At 71.2% G+C, this 18,822-nt stretch carries 21 protein-coding genes; 14 read left to right on the forward strand and 7 right to left on the reverse strand.

Going from position 1 to position 18,822, the window contains the following annotated elements; genetic code table 11:
* The first annotated feature begins 33 nt into the window (after positions 1–33).
* The 5 genes from J2X63_RS08270 to J2X63_RS08290 all read left to right on the forward strand — a co-directional run bounded on the left by J2X63_RS08270 (position 34) and on the right by J2X63_RS08290 (position 4,959).
* Positions 34–660 carry a TOPRIM nucleotidyl transferase/hydrolase domain-containing protein gene (locus tag J2X63_RS08270; protein ID WP_309976003.1) on the forward strand — a complete coding sequence of 209 codons (627 nt, stop codon included), beginning with the start codon at positions 34–36 and terminating at the stop codon, positions 658–660.
* A 249-nt stretch (positions 661–909) separates the two neighbouring features.
* A complete protein-coding gene (dnaK, locus tag J2X63_RS08275) occupies positions 910–2,787 on the forward strand; it encodes a molecular chaperone DnaK (protein WP_309976005.1) in 1,878 nt (625 codons plus the stop codon).
* Between the two features lie 2 nt (positions 2,788–2,789).
* Positions 2,790–3,437 carry a nucleotide exchange factor GrpE gene (locus tag J2X63_RS08280; protein ID WP_309976007.1) on the forward strand — a complete coding sequence of 216 codons (648 nt, stop codon included), beginning with the start codon at positions 2,790–2,792 and terminating at the stop codon, positions 3,435–3,437.
* Positions 3,438–3,528: 91 nt separating this feature from the next.
* Positions 3,529–4,527 (forward strand): DnaJ C-terminal domain-containing protein, encoded by a 999-nt coding sequence (locus tag J2X63_RS08285; protein WP_309976009.1) that lies wholly within the window; start codon positions 3,529–3,531, stop codon positions 4,525–4,527.
* Positions 4,528–4,542: 15 nt separating this feature from the next.
* On the forward strand, positions 4,543–4,959 hold the full coding sequence (locus J2X63_RS08290; RefSeq protein WP_309977864.1) for a heat shock protein transcriptional repressor HspR: 417 nt from the start codon (positions 4,543–4,545) through the stop codon (positions 4,957–4,959).
* A 30-nt stretch (positions 4,960–4,989) separates the two neighbouring features.
* On the opposite strand, the gene J2X63_RS08295 is transcribed toward J2X63_RS08290, so the two are convergent.
* Positions 4,990–5,799: a hypothetical protein gene (locus tag J2X63_RS08295; protein ID WP_309976011.1), complete on the reverse strand. Its 810-nt coding sequence runs from the start codon at positions 5,797–5,799 to the stop codon at positions 4,990–4,992.
* Positions 5,800–5,886: 87 nt separating this feature from the next.
* Between J2X63_RS08295 and J2X63_RS08300 the strand changes: the two genes are divergently transcribed.
* From J2X63_RS08300 to J2X63_RS08310, 3 genes are read left to right on the forward strand one after another with little or no spacing between them, the layout of a single operon-like run.
* Complete coding sequence (locus tag J2X63_RS08300; protein ID WP_309976013.1) at positions 5,887–7,017, forward strand: class I SAM-dependent methyltransferase; 1,131 nt, start codon at positions 5,887–5,889, stop codon at positions 7,015–7,017.
* A 19-nt stretch (positions 7,018–7,036) separates the two neighbouring features.
* A complete protein-coding gene (locus J2X63_RS08305; protein ID WP_309976015.1) occupies positions 7,037–7,975 on the forward strand; it encodes a DUF817 domain-containing protein in 939 nt (312 codons plus the stop codon).
* Between the two features lie 40 nt (positions 7,976–8,015).
* Complete coding sequence (locus tag J2X63_RS08310) at positions 8,016–8,885, forward strand: EAL domain-containing protein (protein ID WP_309976018.1); 870 nt, start codon at positions 8,016–8,018, stop codon at positions 8,883–8,885.
* Here J2X63_RS08310 and J2X63_RS08315 read toward each other — a convergent pair.
* Genes J2X63_RS08315 through J2X63_RS08335 form a run of 5 tightly spaced genes read right to left on the reverse strand, consistent with a single transcriptional unit; the run spans position 8,870 to position 12,208 of the window.
* Complete coding sequence (locus J2X63_RS08315) at positions 8,870–9,139, reverse strand: hypothetical protein (RefSeq protein ID WP_309976020.1); 270 nt, start codon at positions 9,137–9,139, stop codon at positions 8,870–8,872. The two genes, J2X63_RS08310 and J2X63_RS08315, sit on opposite strands and share 16 nt — an antisense overlap.
* A 43-nt stretch (positions 9,140–9,182) precedes the next feature.
* Entirely contained in the window at positions 9,183–9,506 is a 324-nt protein-coding gene (locus tag J2X63_RS08320) for an ATP-dependent DNA ligase (protein WP_159602010.1), read from the reverse strand.
* A gap of 43 nt (positions 9,507–9,549) precedes the next feature.
* Positions 9,550–9,855: an ATP-dependent DNA ligase gene (locus J2X63_RS08325; protein WP_309976023.1), complete on the reverse strand. Its 306-nt coding sequence runs from the start codon at positions 9,853–9,855 to the stop codon at positions 9,550–9,552.
* Entirely contained in the window at positions 9,843–11,390 is a 1,548-nt protein-coding gene (locus tag J2X63_RS08330; RefSeq protein ID WP_309976025.1) for a diguanylate cyclase, read from the reverse strand. The genes J2X63_RS08325 and J2X63_RS08330 overlap by 13 nt, the downstream gene beginning before the upstream one ends.
* On the reverse strand, positions 11,387–12,208 hold the full coding sequence (locus tag J2X63_RS08335; protein ID WP_309976027.1) for an alpha/beta hydrolase: 822 nt from the start codon (positions 12,206–12,208) through the stop codon (positions 11,387–11,389). Before J2X63_RS08335 ends, J2X63_RS08330 begins: the two co-directional genes overlap by 4 nt.
* Positions 12,209–12,452: 244 nt before the next feature.
* On the opposite strand from J2X63_RS08335, the gene clpS reads away from it, so the two are divergent.
* The 3 genes from clpS to J2X63_RS08350 all read left to right on the forward strand — a co-directional run bounded on the left by clpS (position 12,453) and on the right by J2X63_RS08350 (position 14,537).
* Complete coding sequence (gene clpS, locus J2X63_RS08340) at positions 12,453–12,755, forward strand: ATP-dependent Clp protease adapter ClpS (RefSeq protein WP_396133122.1); 303 nt, start codon at positions 12,453–12,455, stop codon at positions 12,753–12,755.
* Positions 12,752–13,246 (forward strand): DUF2017 family protein, encoded by a 495-nt coding sequence (locus J2X63_RS08345; protein ID WP_309976029.1) that lies wholly within the window; start codon positions 12,752–12,754, stop codon positions 13,244–13,246. Before clpS ends, J2X63_RS08345 begins: the two co-directional genes overlap by 4 nt.
* Positions 13,247–13,358: 112 nt before the next feature.
* Positions 13,359–14,537, forward strand: a complete 1,179-nt coding sequence (locus J2X63_RS08350; protein WP_309976031.1) for a DUF998 domain-containing protein — start codon at positions 13,359–13,361, stop codon at positions 14,535–14,537.
* Between the two features lie 4 nt (positions 14,538–14,541).
* Here the strand turns inward: J2X63_RS08350 and J2X63_RS08355 are convergent, their stop codons facing one another.
* A complete protein-coding gene (locus tag J2X63_RS08355; protein ID WP_309976034.1) occupies positions 14,542–14,943 on the reverse strand; it encodes an SHOCT domain-containing protein in 402 nt (133 codons plus the stop codon).
* Positions 14,944–15,119: 176 nt separating this feature from the next.
* Here J2X63_RS08355 and J2X63_RS08360 point away from each other — a divergent pair, with 176 nt between their 5' ends.
* From J2X63_RS08360 to J2X63_RS08370, 3 genes are read left to right on the forward strand one after another with little or no spacing between them, the layout of a single operon-like run.
* Entirely contained in the window at positions 15,120–16,439 is a 1,320-nt protein-coding gene (locus J2X63_RS08360) for an ion channel protein (protein ID WP_309976036.1), read from the forward strand.
* A gap of 24 nt (positions 16,440–16,463) precedes the next feature.
* A complete protein-coding gene (locus tag J2X63_RS08365; RefSeq protein ID WP_309976037.1) occupies positions 16,464–18,113 on the forward strand; it encodes a SulP family inorganic anion transporter in 1,650 nt (549 codons plus the stop codon).
* A gap of 37 nt (positions 18,114–18,150) precedes the next feature.
* Complete coding sequence (locus J2X63_RS08370; RefSeq protein WP_309976038.1) at positions 18,151–18,822, forward strand: GAP family protein; 672 nt, start codon at positions 18,151–18,153, stop codon at positions 18,820–18,822.

Here is an 18,822-nt window from a genome sequence, read left to right on the forward strand (position 1 = left end):
CGCTGCAGGATGATCCGCGGCTAGGCTCCTCCCATGCGTGTTGCCGCGCCGGTGCCGGATGCCACGACGGTCGTCCTGGTGGAGGGCGAAAGCGACCGCCTGGCCGTCGAGGCGGCCGCCGCACGGCGCGGCGTCGACCTCACCGGCGCCGGCGCCGTCGTCGTGTCGATGCACGGGGTGACGAACCTGCGACGGCACCTGGCGGAGCTGGCGTCGTCGCGCTCGACGGGCTCGCCGCGGCTGCTCGGGCTCTACGACCTGCCCGAGGCCGCGTACGTGAGGGATGCGGTGGCGGACGCCGGGCTCCTGGCCGGCGGAGGACCGCCGGCCGAGCCCACGACGGTCGGACCGCCGCCGGAGCTCGCGGCGGCGGGGTTCTTCGCCTGCGATCCTGACCTCGAGGGCGAGCTCATCCGCGCGGTCGGTCCCGCACGGGCGCGGGAGCTCCTCGCCGAGCACGGGGAGCTCGGCCGCTTCCGCACCTTCCAATACCAGCCCGAGCAGCGCGTGAGATCGGTCGAGGCGCAGTTGCGGCGGTTCATGGGAACGCACGCCGGGCGGAAGGCGAAGTTCGCACCCATCCTCGTGAGTGCGATCGACGACTCCCGCATGCCGCCGCCGCTGTCGGCGTTGATCGGGGCCGTCCTCTCGCGGGTGTGACCGACCGCGCCGGGAGCAGCAGGGCCACCCGCCGGGGAATGCTGGCAAGCCACTGGGAGTTGAGTCTTGTGTACTCAAGTTTTGCGGCGTCGACTTGACACGTCGAATGGCCGCTGGAACACTTGAGTCGTCGGGACTCAAGTTCCGGCGATACGGACTTCGGTCGCGGGCCAGGACGGCCGGGCCGACCCGCCAGGGAGCGCACGCGGCATCCGCTCGCGCCTCCTCCCGGCAGAAGGAGAAACACACATGTCACGAGCAGTAGGCATCGACCTCGGCACCACCAACTCGGTCGTCAGCGTCCTCGAGGGTGGCGAGCCCACCGTCATCGCGAACGCCGAGGGCTTCCGCACCACCCCGTCGGTGGTCGCCTTCACCAAGGATGGCGAGGTGCTCGTCGGCGAGACCGCGAAGCGCCAGGCCGTCACCAACGTCGACCGCACCATCGCGTCGGTCAAGCGCCATATGGGCACCGACTGGACCCAGGAGATCGACGGCAAGAAGTACACGCCGCAGGAGATCTCGGCGCGCATCCTCCAGAAGCTGAAGCGCGACGCCGAGCAGTACCTCGGCGACACCGTCACCGACGCGGTCATCACCGTGCCGGCGTACTTCAACGACGCCGAGCGCCAGGCCACGAAGGAGGCCGGCGAGATCGCGGGCCTCAACGTGCTGCGCATCATCAACGAGCCCACGGCCGCGGCCCTCGCCTACGGCCTCGACAAGGGCAAGGAGGACGAGCTCATCCTCGTCTTCGACCTCGGTGGCGGCACCTTCGACGTCTCCCTCCTCGAGGTGGGCAAGGACGACGACTTCTCCACCATCCAGGTGCGTGCGACCGCCGGCGACAACCGCCTCGGCGGCGACGACTGGGACCAGCGCATCGTCGAGTGGCTGATCAAGCGCTTCAAGGACTCGACGGGGGTCGACGTCTCGAAGGACAAGATCGCCCTCCAGCGCCTCAAGGAGGCCGCCGAGCAGGCGAAGAAGGAGCTGAGCTCCTCGATGAGCACCAGCATCCAGCTGCCCTACCTCTCGCTCACCGAGAACGGCCCGGCGAACCTCGACGAGACGCTCACCCGCGCGCAGTTCGAGAACATGACGAGCGACCTGCTCGACCGCACGAAGAAGCCCTTCGAGGACGTCATCCGCGAGGCCGGCATCAAGCTGGCCGACATCGCACACGTCGTGCTCGTCGGCGGCTCGACCCGCATGCCCGCCGTCTCCGAGCTCGTGAAGCAGGAGACCGGGAAGGAGCCCAACAAGGGCGTGAACCCCGACGAGGTCGTCGCCGTGGGCGCCGCCCTGCAGGCGGGCGTCCTCAAGGGCGAGCGCAAGGACGTGCTGCTCATCGACGTCACCCCCCTGAGCCTCGGCATCGAGACCAAGGGCGGCATCATGACGAAGCTCATCGAGCGCAACACGGCCATCCCGACCAAGCGCAGCGAGACCTTCACGACCGCCGACGACAACCAGCCGTCGGTCGCGATCCAAGTCTTCCAGGGCGAGCGCGAGTTCACCCGCGACAACAAGCCGCTGGGCACCTTCGAGCTCACCGGCATCGCGCCGGCGCCCCGGGGCATCCCGCAGATCGAGGTCACCTTCGACATCGACGCCAACGGCATCGTGCACGTGTCGGCCCGCGACAAGGGCACCGGCAAGGAGCAGTCGATGACCATCTCGGGCGGCTCGGCCCTCCCCAAGGAGGACGTGGAGCGCATGGTGCGCGACGCGGAGGAGCACGCGGCAGAGGACAAGAAGCGCCGTGAGTCGGCCGAGACCCGCAACCAGGCCGAGCAGCTCGTCTACTCGATCGAGAAGCTCATCAAGGACAACGACGACAAGCTGCCCGCCGACGTCAAGTCCGAGGTGCAGGGCGACGTCGACGGCCTGAAGTCGGCCCTCGCGGGCGACGACGACGACGCGGTGAAGTCGGCGTTCGAGAAGCTGTCGCAGTCGCAGGGCAAGCTCGGCGAGGCGATCTACGCGCAGTCGCAGCAGCAGACGGCGGATGCCGCGGGCAACCCCGGCGAGGACGCGAACGCGTCCGGCGCCGCCGGCGACCAGTCCTCCGACGAGGACGTGGTCGATGCCGAGGTCATCGACGACGAGGACGAGAAGAAGTAATCATGTCGGACGAGAACCAGAACCACGACGAGCCGGTCATCCGCGACAAGCGGCGGATCGACCCCGAGACGGGTCAGGTTCGCCAGCCGGCCCCCGACGCCGGTGAGGCGACGGATGCCGCAGGGGCGACGGATGCCGCAGCAGACGCTGCCGCGGCATCCGCGCCGGCCGACGCCGACGAGGACGTCCTGACCGTCGACGACATCCTGAACGCCGCCCAGGCCGAGGTGCAGGAGCCGACCGACGAGCACCTCGCCGACCTCAAGCGGGTCACCGCCGAGTACGCGAACTACCGCAAGCGCACCGAGGCGAATCGCGAGATCGAGCGCGAGCGCGCGGTCGGCGCGGCCGTCGCGGTGCTGCTGCCGGTGCTCGACGACCTCGACCGGGCCGAGAAGCACGGCGACCTCGAGGGCGACGCCCCGTTCGCGACGATCGCGGCGAAGCTGCGCGGCGCCGTCGAGAAGCTCGGGCTCACCCCGTTCGGCGAGGTGGGCGAGCCGTTCGACCCGCAGCGCCACGAGGCGATCTTCCAGCAGCCGTCCGACGAGGTCGAGGTCGACACGGTCGCCGACGTCGTCGAGACCGGCTACACGCTGGGCGGCACGCTGCTGCGCGCCGCGAAGGTGGTCGTGAAGACGCCGCTGTAAGGCAGTTCGGCCGGCCCGCGGCATCCGCTCATCGGATGTCGCGGACCGGCCGTCACGGATTTCAGACAGACTTCAGGGAAGGGAGGTGCCGGTGGCCAGTCAGGATTGGTTCGACAAGGACTTCTACAAGGTGCTCGGCGTCTCCAAGGACGTGAGCGAGGCGGAGCTCAAGAAGGCCTACCGCAAGCTCGCACGCAAGTACCACCCCGACTCGAACCCGGGCGACGCCGCCTCCGAGGCGCGGTTCAAGGAGATCAGCGAGGCGCACTCGGTGCTCTCCGACCCCGAGCAGCGCAAGGAGTACGACGCGATCCGGGCGATGGGCTCGGGCGCACGGTTCACCGCGCCCGGCGGTGGCGGTGGCGCGGGCGGCTTCGAGGACGTGTTCGGCACGATGTTCGGCGGCCAGGGCGGCGGCCGGCAGCAGTACACGTTCCAGCAGGGCGGCGACTACGACGACCTGCTCGGCGGCCTCTTCGGCGGCGGCCGGTTCGGGCAGCCGAGCGGCGGCTACCGTGGCTTCGGCGGCCCGTCGCGCGGGCGCGACGTCACGGCCTCGACGACGCTCGACTTCATCACCGCCACCAAGGGCGAGCAGATCACCCTCGAGACCTCCGACGGCAAGCCCATCACGGTGCGCATCCCGGCCGGCGTGGCCGACGGCCAGAAGATCAAGCTGCGCGGCAAGGGGCACCCCTCGCCCGACGGCGGGGAGCCCGGCGACCTGATCCTCACCGTGCACGTGCGCAAGCACCCCGTGTTCGAGCGCGACGGCCTCAACCTGCGCGTCAACGTGCCCGTGACATTCACCGAGGCGACGCTCGGCGCCACCATCCAGGTGCCGACGCTCGGGGGCGAGCCCGTGAAGCTCCGAGTGGCGCCCGGCACGCCCAGCGGACGGGTGCTGCGCGTCAAGGGCCGCGGCGTGCAGACCTCGAAGGGCACGGGCGACCTCCTCGCCGTCGTGCAGGTGGCCGTGCCGTCGCACCTCTCGAAGGAGGCCGAGGAGAAGCTCGAGGAGTTCGCGGCGCTCCTGCCCGACGAGAACCCGCGCGACGACCTGCTCGCCAAGGCACGGGCGCAGCGCTAGGCCATGGCCGTGAGCATGGACGAGACCAGCCCCCTCTTCGTGATCTCGATCGCGGCGGAGCTGGCCGGCATGCACCCGCAGACGCTGCGGCAGTACGACCGCCTGGGCCTCGTGTCGCCCACCCGCACCGCCGGCAAGTCCCGCCGCTACTCGATGCGCGACGTCGCGCAGTTGCGTGAGATCGCCCAGCTGTCGAGCGAGGGCGTGAGCCTCGAGGGCATCCGCCGCGTGCTCGACCTCGAGGACGAGGTGACGGTGCTGCGCGACCGGGTGCGCGAGCTCGAGGCGATGCTCGCCGACGAGCTGCTCAACCGACCCGGGCGGCGCGTGTTCGCCGCCGGGTCGGCGGGCGACATCGTGTCGCTGCGCGCCGGCACCCGGGTGCGCCGCGAGAACGCCGTCGTCGTGTGGCGGCCGCTCGAGCGCGGCTAGTCGCCCGCACGACGCCTACGGGCTCGCGACTCAGCGTCCCCAGGCCGAGGCCGGTGCCTCGATGACCTCGTAGGGGCGCGAGCTCCAGTGGGTGCCGTAGCCGTAGTGGCTCGAGGCCCACGCCGACGCCCAGATGGCCTGCGCCGTCGCATCCGCCGAGTCGCCGCGTGCGAGTGCCGCGTCGACGGCGGGGTATCGGCCGGACTGGAGGTTCTGCGCCGCGTAGAACGCCGCCTCGATGAGGGTCGGGTAGCTGCCGAGCCCGGATCCGCCGCCCGAGCCCTGCCCGTTGTTGAGGGGGTTGTTGCGGTTCCACCAGTTGTCGGCGCCGTTCTCCTGGCGCATCCACCGCATCATGAACGTGATGTTCTCCTCGGTGACCGGCCAGTCCCCGTCGATGAGCACGAGCTTCGCCCAGTCCACGTTGGTGCCGCCCTCGATGAGCGTCTGCGATCCCGTCGTCGTGACGTAGGACTCGTGCGAGACCGTCGGCGCCGCGATGTCCGCGGCGACGTCGAACGTCTGCGTGTCGCCGCCGAGGGTGTCGGATGCCGCGGAGGGGGCCGTGATCGCGGCGGGCTGGGGCGCCAGGGCGAAGGTCAGGGCGAGCCCGAGCACCGCGACGGATGCCGCGAGCGGCGCGAGTCGGCGCGCGAGGCGGGCGGGTGCGGCCGGCGTGGGCGCCGAGCGCCGACCCGCCGAGGACGTCGGGCCCGCACCCGTCGAAGGCGACGAGCGAGCCGGGCGACCGGACGCCGTGGGCGCAGCAGAACGACGGCCCGCGGCCCCGTGTCGAGCCGCGCGCCGTTCCCCCGAAGGCCGCTGGTCTGTTTCCCGCATGCGGGGTCGAGGGTAGCAAACGCACCTGCGAGGTGCATCCGGGGCCCGGATCGTGGCCCTTCCCGGGCCGCGGCATACCCTTGACGCATGCCATTCGAGCTGGGCGCGCTGCGACGCCATCCCGACGTCGAGGGCCGGGGGCTCGAGGCGTCGGATGCCGCGGACCGGCTGATCCTCGACGAGGCGGCCGCCCTCTCCGCGGGCCTCGGCGACGGCGAGCTCGTCGTGCTCGACGATGCGTACGGCGCGCTGGCGCTCGGATCGGCCGCGGCCGGTGCTCGCGGCATCCGGGTGCACCAGGACCTCGTGACGGGCGAGCGCGCGCTCGCGGCCAACGCCGCGCGGGCGGACCTGGACGGCGAGGTGCGGTCCATGCCGCTCGGGCCCGAGCTGCTGGCGGGCGCGAGGCTCGTGCTCCTGCGCCTGCCACGGTCGCTCGACCGGCTCGACGAGCTCGCCGGCCTCATCGCGAGCCACGCGGCATCCGACGTCGTGGTCGTCGCCGGGGGCCGCCTGAAGCACATGTCGCTCTCGATGAACGAGGTGCTGGCGGCGTGGTTCGAGCGGGTCGACGTGTCGCACGCGCGCCAGAAGTCCAGGGTGCTCATCGCCCGCGCGCCCCTCCCGCACCGTCGACCACCGGCGCTCGGCTGGCCCCGAGGCGAGCGCCACGACGACCTGGGCGTCACGCTCGTCGCACACGGCGGCGTCTTCGCGGGCACCGGCGTCGACATCGGAACGCGGTTCCTCCTCGAGCACCTCGGCGACGCGGCGCCGGATGCCGCGACCGCCGTCGACCTCGCGTGCGGGTCGGGGGTGGTGGCCGCCTGGCTCGCGCGTACGCGCCCCGCACTGCGGGTGACGGCGACCGACCGCTCGGCGTCGGCCGCGGCCTCCGCTCGGCAGACCGCGGAGGTGAACGGCCTCGCCGACCGCGTCGACGTCCGCCAGGCCGACGGACTCGAGGGCATCAGCGATGCGAGCGAGCGCCTCGTGGTGCTGAACCCGCCGTTCCACTCCGATGCTGCGCTGCACACGGGGATCGCGGCGCACCTGTTCGCGGACGCCGCCCGCGTGCTCGTGCCCGGCGGCGAGCTGTGGTGCGTCTGGAACTCCCACCTGCGCTACCGGCCGCTGCTCGAGCGCGTCGTCGGCCCCACGCGCCAGGTCGCCCGCAACGCGAAGTTCACGGTGACGGCGTCGGAGCGGACGGCGTGACCCCGTCGGGGCGCACTACATGACCGCAGCCGGCGCCTCCCGCGAGTCCGACCGCACGGCGGTCGAACGGGCGATCGACCGAGCCGCGCACCGCCTCCTCGCCGACGCATCCGATCGCGGCGTCCGTGCCGGGCTCATCGAGCTGCTCGTGTTCGGCGCGAAGCAGGCGTGGGCGTGCATCTTCGGCGCGTCCCTGCTCGGGGTCATCGTCGCCGCGCGGCTCTGGTATCCCGACGACGCGGCCCTCGCGCGGAACGATGCGCTGACGATCGCCGCGGTGCTCATCCAGGTCGTGATGGTGGCGACGCGGCTCGAGAGCGGGCGCGAGCTCTGGGTGGTCGTGCTGTTCCACCTGACCGGCACCGGCATGGAGCTGTTCAAGACCGACGTCGGGTCGTGGACGTACGACGGCGACGGGGTGCTCCGCATCGCGGGCGTCCCGTTGTTCTCGGGGTTCATGTACGCCGCCGTGGGCTCCTACATGGTGCGCGTGTACCGCCTGTTCGACCTGGGCTTCACGCGGTACCCGCGACGGTCGGTCACCGTCGTCGTCGCCGCTGCGATCTACGCGAACTTCTTCACGCACCACTACGTCATCGACCTGCGGTGGGCGCTGCTGGCCGCGGTGGTCGTCGTATGGTGGCCGACCGTCATGCACTTCCGGGTGTGGCGTCGACGGCCCCGGATGCCGCTGCTCATCGCGTTCGGCCTCGTCGCCCTGTTCATCTGGCTGGCCGAGAACATCGCGACCTGGGCCGGGGCCCGGTTCTACCCCGATCAGCTCGACGGCTGGCAGCTCGTGTCGCCGTCGAAGCTGGTCTCCTGGTTCCTGCTCATGATCATCTCGGTGGTGCTCGTGACGCTCGTGTATCCGCCCCGGCCGCCGGCCGAGCAGCGGCAGTATACGCATCCGAGCGCTCGTTGTCTGCCGTTTCGTCGAATGCGCGATCGCGCGTGACAATGGCGCGGGCGTCTTGGACGCCCGAGGAGGGAACACCATGGCAGACGACGAGCGCCTCGCACGCGAATTGCGCCTCGCCGCGCAGCGCGGCGAGATCATCGCGCAGTACCAGCCGCAGGTCGACCTCCACGACGGCGTCCTCGTCGCCATCGAGGCGCTGAGTCGCTGGCGTCACCCCAGTCGAGGGGTCATCCCGCCCGCGGAGTTCATCCCGCTCGCGGAGGCGACCGGGGCGATGATCGCCATCGGCGACGCCATGCTCGAGACGGCCTGCCGGTACGGCGCAGCGCTCGTGCGCGCCGGTCGGCGCATCGAGGTCGCGGTGAACGTGGCGGCCGCACAGCTCACGGAGGCGACCTTCGGCGAGCGGGTCGCCCACCACCTGGCCGCGACGGGCATGCCGCCGACGCTCCTGACGCTCGAGCTCACGGAGACGAGGGCCGTGCCCGAGGAGGCCGCCGAGACCCTCGAGGGGATCCGCGCCGCCGGCATCGGTATCTCGGTCGACGACGTGCGCACGGTGGAGGAGGCGGAGCTCCGAGTGCGGTCGCTCCCCATCACCGAGCTCAAGGTCGATCGCTCCGTCATCACGCTCCTGCCCGGGGACCGGAGCGTGGCGGCCCGACTCGTCGGGTTCGCACGCGATCACGGCCTGCGCGCGGTGGCCGAGGGCGTCGAGACCGAGCCCCAGTTCGTGGCCGTGCGGGAGCTCGGATTCGATCGGGCGCAGGGCTACCTGTTCGGTCGGCCGGCTCCCGAGCGCAGCATCTCAGCCCGCCTCGCGGTCGCGACGGCGCCGGGCGTGCCCGGCGGACGCACGGCAGCGCCCGGTGCAGTCGCAACCGCACCGGGCGTGCCGGGGCCGGGCGTGCCGCCCGGGGGTCGAATCGCTCAGAGCGCGCCGTAGGGCGGGTCCTGGTAGGCCTCGTCCTCGTCGGAGCTGACGGCCTCTTCGGGCTCACCGCCGACGTCGATCTGCGACCAGGTGACCGGCATCCCCGGGGAGAAGAGGATGTCGATGCCGGGTCCGCCGCGCAATGGCGGCACGTTCACGTAGCCGCCGCCCGCCTGGATCGCCTTCAGGATCTCGGCGCGCAGCGCGTCGATGGGCTCGGGCAGGAAGTAGTCCCGGCCGTCGACTGTCAGGCGGTGGATCTTCACACCGCACCTCCGTTCTCTCGTGTGCTGGTTCGACGCTCGTCGTTCATTCGGGCACCCCGGCCCCGGCAGCCGCCTCGGGGATCGGATGCAGCCCCGCCGGGCTGTTGGCGCCGTCGATCATCAGCTCCAGCCACGCCCGGTTGAGCTTCGGCGGCCGGTTGCCGTTGTACTTGAAGTGCACCGGCACGTACGCGCTGATCCAGATCGAGCTGCGCCCGCTGCCTCGCTCGACCCCATGATTCCACGTGAGCATGAACTGCTCACCGCGCCGCAGCTTGGTGGCCACGACGAACTGCAGGTGGGCGAGCACGCGGTCCTCGATCTCGAACTCCGAGATGCGCGCTCCGCCGTAGATCAACTGGCCCATGGCATTCCTCCTCGTGCACTGGTGGTCGTGCTGCGGCATCCGTTCATGCGGCGGCCTCGGGCTCGGGCACCGGCCGCAGCCCACCGGCCGAGTTCGCCGACTTCGTCAGCACCTCGAGCCACCGCGGGTTGAGCTCCGACGGATCACCGGGCTCGTCGAACTGGAAGGCCATCGGCACCGTGGGGCTGCACCACACGGACGTGCGCTTCGCCGGCGGCGCCTCGTCACCGAAGGTGAACGCGAAGTGCTCGCCGCGGCGGAGCTTCGACCAGATCACCACCTGCAGGTGGGTGAGCGTGCGATCGTCGAACTCCGCGGTGATGGTGGAGTCGTATCTCAGTGTTCCCATGAAGCCTCCGCTCGGGGGTCGTGTGCAGTGTCAGTGGAGCTCGTCTCGTCGGCCATCACGATCGTGACGCGATCCCGGCCCGCATCCTTCGACGCGTACATCGCCTCGTCGGCGAGGCGCAGCAGGAGGTCGGGCGTGGGCTCGGGGCGCTCGCCCGGCTCCCACACCGCGACGCCGATGCTGGCGGCGATGTCGTAGCGCGGAGGCACGCTGCCGAGGGGTCGCCCGACCGCCTCGCGGAATCGCTCCGCGACGGTGGCGCTCGCCGGTGCGGCCGTGTCCTCGCAGATGATGACGAACTCGTCGCCGCCGTACCGGGCGACCGAGTCGCCCGCCCGCGCCACCGACCGCAGCCGGGCCGCGACCTCGACGAGGACGTCGTCGCCGACCCGGTGGCCAAGGGTGTCGTTGATCGCCTTGAAGCCGTCGAGGTCGACGAAGACCACCGACAGCGGGCGCTCGTTGCGGGTGGCCGTCGAGATGGCGGCGTCGAGCCGTTCCTCGAGCAGCTTGCGGTTGGCGAGCCCAGTGAGCTGGTCGTGCAGCGCGCGGTGGGCGAGCTCCTCCTGCAGGCGGACCCGGCGCAGCACCTGGCCGGCCTGGCGTGCCAGCGCGGCCTGGATCTCGCGACTCTCGGCGTCGAAGGTGCGATCTCGTCCGAAGAGGGAGATCACGACCCCGGCCGCCCGCTCATCGGTGCGGAGGGGGATGATGCTGAGGGCGGCGAGGCGATGCCGGTGCAGGGCGTCGTCGAGTCCGGGCATGATGGCGGCGGCCTGGGAGAGGCTGGAGACGGTGATGATCTCGCCGCTGCCGATCGCCTGCTCGGCGAGCGCCTCGAGGCCCTCGGGCAGCAGTGCCATGGTGACGTCGTCGCCCTCGACGAGTTCGAGCGGACCCGACCCGTCGGAGAGCAGGACGGCGGCACTCGAGGCCCGGAGCGCCGAGCCGGCACTCGCGAGCAGCGCGGCGGCGAGCTCCTGGGCCGTCGTGGCGAGGCCGAAGGCGCTCGACGCGTCCTGCAGCACGCGGACCCGCGCCTCGGACGCCTCGGCATCGCGTCGGGCGAGCAGCAGCTGGCGCTCGTAGTCCTGGCGTTCGGTCGCGTCGAAGACCGCCGTGCGGATGGCGTGCGGTCCGCCGTCGGCGCCCGTCACCATCACGGCGTTGACCAGGATGGGCAGCTCGTGATCGTCGGCGCAGCGGACGGCGAGCGAGACCTCGCGCACCTCCCCCGCGAGGCTCAGCACCATGGCGTACCGGGTCTCGTAGAAGAGCTGCCCCGGCGAGGTGAGGAGGTCGACGAAGGCGGTGCCCAGGAGGGCACGCCGGTCAAGACCGGTCCATCGTTCGAAAGTGCGGTTGACGCGGGTGATCGTGCCGTCGGGGGTCGTCTCGAGGTAGCCGCAGGGCGCGTCCTCGAACAGCTCCAGATACGGGTCGTCGGCGCGGGGGCGCTCGGCGGCTGGGGCGCCGATGCGCGTGTCGCGGTCGTCGCGCTCCCGGTCGAGGGGCGCGGCGTCGGAGATCGTCACGGCAGGAACGACCTGATCTCGCGCACCAGCTCGTCGGGTGCCGACAGGTTGGGGCAGTGGCCGGTCGCGGCGAGCTGCACGAACCGGCTCGCCGGGATCTGCTCGTGCACGTATCGGCCGGCCGAGACGGGGGCGATGACGTCGTCGGAGCACTGCAGCACGAGCGTGGGCGTGCGCACGGCGCTGAAGTCGCGGCGGTTGTCCGAGAGGAAGGTCACACGGGCGAAGTGGCGGGCGATCTGGGGATCGACCGCGCAGAAGCTCTCCGTGAGCTGGCGACCGAGCTCGGGCCGCTCGGGATTGCCCATGATGGCGGGCGCCATGTCCGCCGACCAGCCGAGGTAGTTGGCGTCGAGCGCGTCGAGGAGCCCGTCGATGTCGGACCGCGCGAACCCGCCGCGGTAGTCCTCGTCGTCGAGGTAGCGCGGCGACGGGCCGACGAGCACGAGCGCCCCGAACCGGGAGGCGTCCGTGGTCTCGGCGAGGACGCCGATGGTGGCCGCGACCGAGTGTCCGACGTAGACCACGTCGTGGAGGTCGAGCGCGTCGAGGACCTCGAGGACGTCGTCGGCATAGCCGTGCAGCGAGTCGTACTTCACGGGATCGTAGGCGTCGCGGTCGGAACCGCCTGCACCGACCAGGTCGAGGAGCACGACGCGGTGGTCGGCCTCGAAGATCGGGGCCACCGATCGCCACATCGCCTGGCTGCAGCCGAAGCCGTGCACCAAGACGATCGGACGCCCGTTCGGGTCTCCGGAGACCGTGACGTTGTTCCGCCGGAGCGCGTCGGTCTGGGCGCGGGGGGCCGTGAAGGTCATGGGGTTCCTGCCGGGGGTCTGTCGTGTGGCCCCGGCGAACCGGGCGCGGAGTGGGGGCTCTCCATCACGTCCGACACTACCCGCGGGCCGTTCCGAGCAGAGGGTCGCGACGACAATGTCAAGGGGGCTTGACCCGCTTCGATCCGTCCACTATGCGGTGACGGAACCGGTGGCGGCCTCCGGCCTGCCGAACGTCCGCCTCGCGCGGGTTCCGCCGAGCGAGCCGTCGTGTCAGGCTGGAGAGGTGACCGCGACCCTCGAGCAGCTCGACACCGACCCGTCCGCCGATGCGGCGACCGTCGTCGTGGCCGACGTGCCCTGGCGCACGATCGTATGGGACGACCCCGTGAACCTCATGACCTACGTGAGCTACGTGTTCCGCAGCTACTTCGGATACCCCCGCGACGAGGCCGAGCGGCTGATGCTCCAGGTGCACACCGAGGGCCGCGCGGTGGTGGCCACGGGCAACCGCGAGGCGATGGAGCGGCACGCGCAGGCGATGCACGCCTATGGGCTGCAGGCGACCGTGTCGAGGGCAGAGGCGTGATCGTCGCCGGGCGCAGCGGCGGCGAGGGCGTGCGCATCGTGCTCGAAGCCGAGGAGGCCATGCTGCTGTCCGAGCTCGCCGACCAGGTCGACTCCGTGCTCCTCCTCGGCGAGGCCGACGACCCCGCGCTCGGGCGCCTCCTGCCGAACGCCTACCCCGAGGACGCCGCCGCTTCGCACGAGTTCGCCCGCTACACGCGCGACAGCCTCGTCGACGGCAAGCGGCAGGCCGCACAGCGGGTGCGCGACGCGACCGCGGTGGAGGACGGCGATGACACCGTCGTCCAGATCGAGCTCGACCAGTCCGAGGCGTGGGGCTGGCTCACGTTCCTCACCGACCTCCGGCTCATCCTCGCCGAACGGGTCGGCGTCGTCGAGGAGGGCGAGGACGGCGCCGACGAGACCCGTGACGACTACCTCCGTGCCGCGTACGAATGGGCGGGATTCGTGCAGGGCTCGATGCTCGAGGTGCTGGACCCGATCGACTCCTGAGCTCCGACCCCGGCTCGCGCGGCCGCGTCGTGGACACGCGACTCCCGGGCTGGCAGTGTGGTGCCAGACGCGGCCGTCCCCCAGGCGGCCGCACGAGCGAACGGGGTGCTTCGTGGCCGAATCGTCGTCGATCTCCCGGGTGCTGCGGCATCCGGCCGCCACTGCCGAGTCGCTCGAGTCGATCGCGCTCCTGCTCGGGGCGGCCTTCTTCGTGGTGGGCGGCGCGATCTCGTTCGTGGTGTTCTGGGGGCGCGACCTCCCCATCTCGGGCCCGGGGTCGCTCGGCGAGTACGTCGGAATCGGCGGAGCGCTGACCGCGCTCATCGCGTTCGTGCTCGGGCGGATCCTGATGGCCAGTCACCGGCACCCCGCGGTCCTGCGCGACCCGTCGCCCGGACTGAACATGCCGGGCGCGCGCCTGCACTGGTTCGACGTCGCCGCGCTCGCCGTGGCACACGGCGCCATCGCGCTGCTCGGCTGGATCGGCCTGGCCAACCTGCTCGAACGGAGCTTCGTGGGCGCCGTCGTGTTCCCGCTCGCCGGCGCCATCCTCGCCGGCGTCGCGTTCGCGGTCACGTCCTACGTGTCGTTCCTCTCCTCCGTGCACCTGACGCCGATGCTGCTCTCGCTCGTGCTTGCGACGTTCCTGGTTGTGGGCGCGCTCGCTGCCATGCTCAGCGCGAGCGACCCCCAGTGGTGGAAGACGAACCTCAGTGCCCTCGGCATGAGCGACGAGGCATCCGCTCTCGCCTTCAACGTCACGCTGATCGTCGCCGGCGCGATGGTCACGATCATCGCCCGCTACGCCACGGCGTCGCTGCCCACCGGCACACGCCAGGAGCTTCGGGGCCGCAACCTCCTGCGAGTCGGCCTCATCCTCATCGGCATCTTCCTGGCGTGCGTCGGCATCTTCCCGGTGGACGAGTTCTTCGCGGTCCACAACACCGTGGCGACCGGCATGGCGGTCATCTTCGCAGCCCTCGTCGTGGGCCTGCGGTGGCTCGTTCCGGCGATGCCGCGGGTGTTCGTGCTGCTCGGCTATGTCTTCGTCGGCGTGATCGTGCTGCTCGCGATCTTCTTCGCCGTGGGGTACTACAACCTGACGGCCGTCGAGCTCGTCGCCGGCGTGTTGATCTTCAGCTGGATCATCGTGTTCCTGCGCAGCGCCGGCAGCATGCAGGTGCACGGCTCGCAGGCCGCGATGGCGGCTGAGGGCGCCGCCGTCACTGCCGCAGACATGCGGACGGGGCCGGATGCCGCGGCATCCGACCCCGTTCCGGTCTCGAGCTAGACGACTACGCCGAGTGGGCGAGCGCCTTGGCCTTCAGCTGGTCGTACTCGGCCTGGCTGATCGTGCCGGCGTCGAGCAGGGCCTTGGCCTTCGCGATCTCGTCGGACGGGCTCGTCCCGGTGGCGACCGTCTGGCGGATGTAGGCGTCGGTGGCGGCCTGGTACTGCTTGGCCTCCTGCTGGGAACGCTCCGCCATGCCCTTGCCGCGCGCGATCAGGTAGACCAGTGCCGTGAGGAACGGCAGGAAGATCAGGAAGATCACCCACACCGCCTTCCACCAGCCGTTCAGCGTGTGGTCGCGGAAGAGGTCGCCGATGATCGCGAACAGCGCCATGAGGTAGGCGATGAAGACGAACGCCCACAGGAACCACCAGATGACGTCTCCGAAACTGTTCCAGAAATTCATTCGCAGCCTTTCGATGTGCTCGAGCGCCCCCCAGTGAGCGCTGCTGAGGTGAACCTACCGCGTGGCGCGAGGGGTCGTCCACCGATGCGCGACGCTACGCTCATCGCGGAGGGATCGTGCGCGGCGGGGCTCCAGTCGATCGCCCATGCGCCGCATCCGATGGGGAGGAGCCCACGATGAGCCTTGCGCGAACGCCGACCGACGGCGGGGCGTCACCACGCCAGCTCCTGGTGCTGGCGATCCCCGCGATCGTGCTCGGCGCCTTGGCGGCGGTCATCCTGTGGGCGCTGGAGAAACTGGCCGACCTCCTGAGCGACGTGCTGTGGACCAACCTGCCCGATGCGCTCGGCGTCGACCCGAACGGGTGGTGGATCGTGCTGGTCCTCACGCTGACGGGCCTGGCCGTGGGAATCGGGCTGCGCTTCTTCCCCGGCCACGGCGGTCCCGACTCCGCGACGACGGAGCTGATCTCACCGCCGCTGAAGCTGCGCGTGCTGCCAGGCCTCGCCGTGGTGACGGTGCTGAGCCTCGCGGGCGGCGTGAGCCTCGGCCCCGAGAACCCCATCATCGCCATCAACGTCGCCATCACCGTGGCGCTGTTGGCCAGGCTGCTGCCGCAGGTTCCCGCGCAGATCTCGGTGCTGATCGCCGGCGCCGCGACGGTGGGCGCCCTCTTCGGCACGCCGGTGGCCGCAGCATTGCTCTTCACGGGGATCGTCGCCGCGGCGAAGGGTGGCGGTTCGCTGTGGGACCGGTTGTTCCTTCCGGTCGCCGCAGCCGGTGCGGGCGCGGTCACGATGCACCTGCTGGGGCAGCCGCCGATGGCGTTCGACCTGCCGCCGTACGGCAGCCCGCAGGCGATCGACCTGCTCACCGGCTCCCTCGTGGCATGCGGGGCCGTGGTCATCAGCCTCGCCGCGCTCGTTGCGTTCCCCATCTTCTGGCGCGGGCTGCACGCGCTGCGGCATCCGATCCTGATCCCCCTCGTCGGCGGGTTCCTGCTCGGCATCCTCGGCCTCATCGGCGGTCCGATCACGATGTTCAAGGGCCTCACGCAGATGGGCGAGCTCCTCTCGAACGTGGACGACTACGACGGCACTCAGCTCGCCGTGATCGCCGGCATCAAGATCCTCGCCCTCCTGGTGGCGGCGAGTGCGCTGTTCCGAGGCGGCCGCATCTTCCCCGCCGCGTTCATCGGCGTGGCGCTCGGCATGCTCGGGCACGTGCTGATCCCGAGCATGCCGCTCGGTCTCGCCGTCGCGTGCGGCGTCCTCGGCGTCGTCCTCGTCATCAGCCGCGACGGATGGCTGGCGCTCTTCCTCGGCGTCGCCATCCCCACCGACATCACGCTGCTGCCAGTGCTCTGCGTGATCATCCTGCCGGCATGGCTGCTGGTCTCCCGCGCCCCCGAGTTCCGCATCGTGCCGCCGGCCGCGCCCGAGCCGGCGCCCGAGCCCTCCCCGGCACCGACCAGCCCCGATCCCAGCGGCCGCTAGATGCCGGGCCCCGATGCAGGAACCGTGCCGCGACCGCTGGCAGGGCTGACCCGCCACAACCTCGTCCGCGAGCTCGTCGCGGGTGTCACGCTGCTCGCCATCGCGATCCCGCTGAACATCGGCTACGCCCAGATCGCCGGCCTGCCGCCGACCGCCGGCCTCTACGCGCTCGTCGTGCCCTCGGTCGTCTACGCGCTGACGGTGTCGTCGCGGCAGCTGGTGGCGTCTCCGGATGCCGCGGCCGCTGCACTCGTGGCCTCGTCGATCGGCGGGCTGGCGGTGGCCGGCAGCGCCGACTATCTGACCCTCGCACTCGCGCAGGCGATCCTCGGCGGCATCATGTTCCTGCTGCTGGCCGTCTTCAAGCTCGGCTTCCTCGCGAACTTCCTGTCGAAGCCGATCCTCGTGGGGTTCGTCGGCGGCCTCGCCCTCGACATCCTCGTGGCGCAGGTCGCGAAGATGCTCGGCGTGAAGATCGACTCGGGCGGCGAGTTCGTCGACAAGGTCTCGGGGCTCGTCACCGGACTCGACGGGGTGAACTGGTGGTCGGTGCTCATCTCGGCGGTCTCCCTCGCGATCCTGCTCGTCGGTCGGCGGGTGGCCCCTGCGGTGCCCTGGGCGCTCGTCGTCCTCGTGCTCGCGACCGTCGGCGTGGTGATCGCCGACCTCGACGACGCCGGCGTCGCGGTGCTCGGCCCGGTCGAGGCGGGGCCGCCGACGCTGACCTGGCCGGTCCTCGACTGGAGCACGTGGCTCGTGCTCGTGCCGTCGGCGATGGCGCTCACGCTCGTCACGACCGCGGAGGGGCTGCTCGTCGCCCGCTCGTACGGCGAACGGCACGACTACTCGACCCGCCCGAACCGCGACCTGTTCGCGTTCGGGCTCGGCAACATCGCCGCCGGTGCGACGGGTGGCTTCACGATCGGCTCGTCGACGTCGCGCACCGCTGCGATGGACCAGGCGGGCTCGCGCACGCAGCTCCCGTCGCTCGTCACCGCGCTCGGCACACTCGTCCTGCTGGTGTTCGGCACCGGACTGCTCGAGGACATCCCGTCACCTGCGATCGGCGCGATCGTCGCCGTCGCCATCGTGCCGCTGCTCGGCGTCCGCGAGTTCGCGGCGCTCTGGAGGGCCGATCGCTTCGAGTTCGCGGTCGCCGCAGCCTGCTTCCTCGTCACCCTGTTCATCGGCTCGATCCCCGGCATCCTGGTGGCGTTCGTCCTGGCGCTGGTGAACCTGGCGAAGCGGGCGGCGAACCCGGCCATCGACGTGCTCGCGGCCAGCGGCGAGCCCACCGAGTCGCTGCTCGAGGAGGCGCCCGAGGGCAGCGTCACCGCTCCGGGCGTCATCGTCGTCCGACTCGCCGCACCCCTCTTCTTCGCGAACGGCTCGGTGTTCGGCGACGCGGTGAAGCGTGCGGTCACGGCCGCGCCCGAGGCATCCGTGCACCACGTGGTCATCGACATGGAGGCGGTGACCGACGTCGACGTCACCGGTGCCGAGAGCTTCGAGGCGCTGGAGTCGTGGCTGAAGGAGCGGCGTATCGAGCTCGGGTTCAGCCGCGTGCGGCCCGACGCCCGCGCCCGGCTCGCGCACCTCGGGCTCCTCGGCGACCACGCCGTCTACGACACCAACCGGGCCGCGGTCGCGGCGCTCGCAGCACCCGCGAGCTGAGACGTCACGCGGCGCCGCCGCACGGAAGGAGCACCACATGGGCCCGATCATCGGCGACATCCTGCCGCTCGCGCTGGGCATCGCGATCAGCCCGATCCCGATCATCGCCGCAATCCTCATGCTGCTCTCGCCGAAGGCGAAGGGCACGAGCGTCGGCTTCCTCATCGGGTGGGTGCTCGGCATCGTCGTCGCCGTCGTGCTGTTCACGCTGCTCGCCTCCGTCATCCCCGAGAACGACCCGGATGCCTCGAAGCCCGTTTCCGGCGTGATCAAGATCGTGCTGGGCATCGCCCTCCTGTTCCTCGCCCTGCGGCAGTGGCGCAGCCGCCCGAAGCCCGGCGAGGAGCCCGAGCTTCCGAAGTGGATGGCGGCCATCGATCAGATGACGGCCGGCCGCGGTCTCGTGCTCGGATTCCTGCTGTCCGCGGTCAACCCGAAGAACCTGCTGATGGCGGTCGCCGCCGGCGTGATCATCGGCACCGCCGGCCTGGCCGTTGGCGAGGCGGCGGTCGTGATCCTCGTGTTCGTGCTCATCGCGGCGAGCACCGTGGCCATCCCGGTCATCGCCTACCTCGTGGCGTCGAAGCGCATGGCGGGCCCGCTCGAGGCCCTGCGCGGCTGGCTCGTGCACAACAATGCGACCGTCATGGCCGTGCTGCTGCTCGTCATCGGCGTCGTCGTCATCGGCAAGGGCATCGGGAGCTTCTGA

This window comes from Agromyces sp. 3263, from assembly GCF_031456545.1.
GTDB lineage: Bacteria > Actinomycetota > Actinomycetes > Actinomycetales > Microbacteriaceae > Agromyces.

Coding starts and splice junctions, on each gene's coding strand:
- J2X63_RS08295 (WP_309976011.1), bottom strand. CDS start 5,799: ATGCGGGAAACAGACCAGCGGCCTTCGGGGGAACGGCGCGCGGCTCGA.
- J2X63_RS08355 (WP_309976034.1), bottom strand. CDS start 14,943: ATGAATTTCTGGAACAGTTTCGGAGACGTCATCTGGTGGTTCCTGTGG.
- J2X63_RS08270 (WP_309976003.1), top strand. CDS start 34: ATGCGTGTTGCCGCGCCGGTGCCGGATGCCACGACGGTCGTCCTGGTG.
- J2X63_RS08290 (WP_309977864.1), top strand. CDS start 4,543: ATGGACGAGACCAGCCCCCTCTTCGTGATCTCGATCGCGGCGGAGCTG.
- J2X63_RS08360 (WP_309976036.1), top strand. CDS start 15,120: ATGAGCCTTGCGCGAACGCCGACCGACGGCGGGGCGTCACCACGCCAG.
- J2X63_RS08320 (WP_159602010.1), bottom strand. CDS start 9,506: ATGGGCCAGTTGATCTACGGCGGAGCGCGCATCTCGGAGTTCGAGATC.
- J2X63_RS08280 (WP_309976007.1), top strand. CDS start 2,790: ATGTCGGACGAGAACCAGAACCACGACGAGCCGGTCATCCGCGACAAG.
- J2X63_RS08300 (WP_309976013.1), top strand. CDS start 5,887: ATGCCATTCGAGCTGGGCGCGCTGCGACGCCATCCCGACGTCGAGGGC.
- J2X63_RS08325 (WP_309976023.1), bottom strand. CDS start 9,855: ATGGGAACACTGAGATACGACTCCACCATCACCGCGGAGTTCGACGAT.
- J2X63_RS08305 (WP_309976015.1), top strand. CDS start 7,037: ATGACCGCAGCCGGCGCCTCCCGCGAGTCCGACCGCACGGCGGTCGAA.
- dnaK (WP_309976005.1), top strand. CDS start 910: ATGTCACGAGCAGTAGGCATCGACCTCGGCACCACCAACTCGGTCGTC.
- J2X63_RS08310 (WP_309976018.1), top strand. CDS start 8,016: ATGGCAGACGACGAGCGCCTCGCACGCGAATTGCGCCTCGCCGCGCAG.
- J2X63_RS08370 (WP_309976038.1), top strand. CDS start 18,151: ATGGGCCCGATCATCGGCGACATCCTGCCGCTCGCGCTGGGCATCGCG.
- J2X63_RS08335 (WP_309976027.1), bottom strand. CDS start 12,208: ATGACCTTCACGGCCCCCCGCGCCCAGACCGACGCGCTCCGGCGGAAC.